The organism is Streptomyces sp. SID11385 (assembly GCF_010548245.1).
Lineage (GTDB): Bacteria > Actinomycetota > Actinomycetes > Streptomycetales > Streptomycetaceae > Streptomyces.
Genome location: NZ_JAAGLR010000194.1, coordinates 1 through 2495, shown reverse-complemented (window position 1 = coordinate 2495; position 2495 = coordinate 1). Strand labels below are relative to the sequence as shown.

Genomic DNA, 2495 nt, shown 5'->3' with positions numbered 1-2495 from the left:
GGGCTCGCCCGCCTCGACGGCCCGCAGCCGGTGCCGCGGGGAGCCCGCAGGGTTCGCGGGGCGGGCGAGCGGGGTGGCGGAGAGGGAAGGGTGGTTCGCCATGGGAGGTGTCAGCTCTTTTCGCACGAAGCGGCACCGAGAAGGGTGCCGGGGATGCCACGGAAGGGACATGCGTCGTCGCGCGGACCGAAGACCGGAGCCCGGCCGGAAGGGCGGGGAGGGTGTTAGAGGGCCCGAGCGTTCCGCGGGGGCTGACACACCCGGTCGAAATCGTGGTGCTGACGGGACGGCCAGAACGGTTCGAGGTCGACACGACCCGTCACGAGGTTCCGAAAGCTGTCCATGCGCCCATTGAAGCAGATGCCGTGCGGGGCAGGGAGAGGGTTTCGGCCGAAGCCGAAGCGAAAAGCCGACAAGAAATGCCGACAAGAAATGCCGACACGGAAAGCCGACACGGAAGCCGACGACGAAAAGGGCGTCCACCCCGTCATGGTGGACGCCCCCGGGCCCGCGCGCCTCGCCGCGCGTGCCCGGCCGCCGGGCCGGTCACCCGGCCCGAAACCGGTCCCGAAGCCTCAGACCTGACCGGCCTTCTCCAGCGCCGCGCAGCACGTCTCCGTGATGAGCCGCGTCACCACGTACGGGTCCACGTTCGCGTTGGGGCGGCGGTCCTCGATGTACCCCTTGCCGTCCTTCTCGACCTGCCACGGAATCCGCACCGAGGCGCCCCGGTCCGAGACCCCGTAGCTGTACTCGTTCCACGGGGCCGTCTCGTGGAGCCCGGTGAGGCGGTCGTCGATGCCCGCGCCGTAGTTCTTGACGTGGTCGAGCGGCTTGGAGCCCTCGCCGAGCGACTCGCAGGCGGTGATGATCGCCTCGTACCCCTCGCGCATCGCCTTCGTCGAGAAGTTGGTGTGCGCGCCCGCGCCGTTCCAGTCGCCCTTGACCGGCTTCGGGTCCAGCGTCGCCGAGACGCCGAAGTCCTCGGCCGTGCGGTAGAGCAGCCAGCGCGCGACCCACAACTGGTCCGAGACCTCAAGCGGCGAGAGCGGGCCGACCTGGAACTCCCACTGCCCCGGCATGACTTCGGCGTTGATGCCGCAGATGCCGAGCCCGGCGGCGAGGCAGTGGGCGAGGTGCGCCTCGACGATCTCGCGGCCGAAGATCTCGTCCGCGCCGACACCGCAGTAGTAACCGCCCTGCGCGGCGGGGAAGCCGTTCTCGGGGAAGCCGAGCGGGCGGCTGCCCCGGAAGAACGTGTACTCCTGCTCGATCCCGAAGACCGGCTCCTGAGCGCCGAACCTCTCGACCACGGAGCGCAGTTCGGCGCGCGTGTTGCTCGGGTGCGGGGTGAGGTCGGTGTCGAGGACCTCGCACAGCACGAGGACGTCCGCGCCGCCGCGGATCGGGTCGGGGCACGTGAAGACCGGCTGGAGCACGCAGTCCGAGGAGTGGCCCTCGGCCTGGTTCGTGGAGGAGCCGTCGAAGCCCCACACGCCCGGCTCGGCGCCGTCCGCGACGATCTTCGTCTTCGAGCGGAGCTTGGCGGTCGGCTGGGTGCCGTCGATCCAGATGTACTCGGCCTTGAAGCTCACAGCGGCCACTTCCTTCACAGCACGACGCGCCCTCGGGGCGCGGGGGGCGGGTGCGGGGACGCCCGCAGAATGGCAAGGGGCGATTGCCCGCCCGTTGCCCCGGTGTGAACCGCGTGTTACCCGGACGCACCCCCTTCGCCGGGCCGCCCGCGCCCGTACCGCAAGGGGCCCCGGGGGCCCGTACGCACCCCTGTGGCACCCCGCTGTTCGAACACCTCAAATCCCCTGCCACCAGCGGCTTTTGTCAGTCCCCGGCAGTAGAATGGAGGCAGTGTTCGAACGTGGGCGGGGGAGCGGGACGCGGCAGGACGCGTGACCGGACTCACCCCGTCCGCCGGCTCAGGAGGATGCCCGTGGCCCGAGCAGCGACCCTCGACCCGACCACCCCCGCGACCGCTTCCACGACCCCGCTCTTCGACCTCCCCTACATGCCCGTCGAGAAGAGGGCGCTGCCCGCGGGCCGCCCCCGCGAGTGGTACGTCGCGCACAACCGCCGCCTCAAGGCGATGCGGCTCGCGATCGTGCTCCTCGACGCGGGCGTCTGGCGCCCCGAGCAGGCCCCCGACCGCACCATCCGGCTCGCCGCCGAGCGCGTCGGCATCCACCCGCCGTCCCCCGTGACGTGCCACATGGTGCGCGCGCTGATGCGCTACAGCCGCTGAGGCGGGCGCGGGGTTCGTACGGGTACGGGGTCACTCCGGCTCCGCCCGTACGAGCCCCGGCACCCGGTACCCCGCCTCCGGCACGTACAGCCGCAGCACCGCCCGGAAGGGGCCCGCGGGGACCGGCACCCAGTTCGCCGTCCCCGCGTCCGGCGGGCGCGCCGAGAGGCGCAGGACGAGCGTGCCGTCCGGCTCGCGCACCAGGCCCGGCGTGCGGTCGCTCACCGCGCGCGGCTCG

At 72.1% G+C, this 2495-nt stretch carries 3 protein-coding genes; 1 reads left to right on the top strand and 2 read right to left on the bottom strand.

What is annotated here, in order from left to right:
• Window positions 1-575: 575 nt before the first annotated feature.
• Window positions 576-1595, bottom strand: a complete 1020-nt coding sequence (gene glnII / locus G3I42_RS06225; protein ID WP_164283140.1) for a glutamine synthetase — start codon at window positions 1593-1595, stop codon at window positions 576-578.
• Between the two features lie 428 nt (window positions 1596-2023).
• Here glnII and G3I42_RS06220 point away from each other — a divergent pair, with 428 nt between their 5' ends.
• Window positions 2024-2257, top strand: a complete 234-nt coding sequence (locus G3I42_RS06220) for a hypothetical protein (protein ID WP_239096291.1) — start codon at window positions 2024-2026, stop codon at window positions 2255-2257.
• Between the two features lie 30 nt (window positions 2258-2287).
• On the opposite strand, the gene G3I42_RS06215 is transcribed toward G3I42_RS06220, so the two are convergent.
• Window positions 2288-2495: DUF1214 domain-containing protein (locus tag G3I42_RS06215; RefSeq protein WP_164283136.1), on the bottom strand; the 208-nt coding region annotated here is incomplete at its 5' end.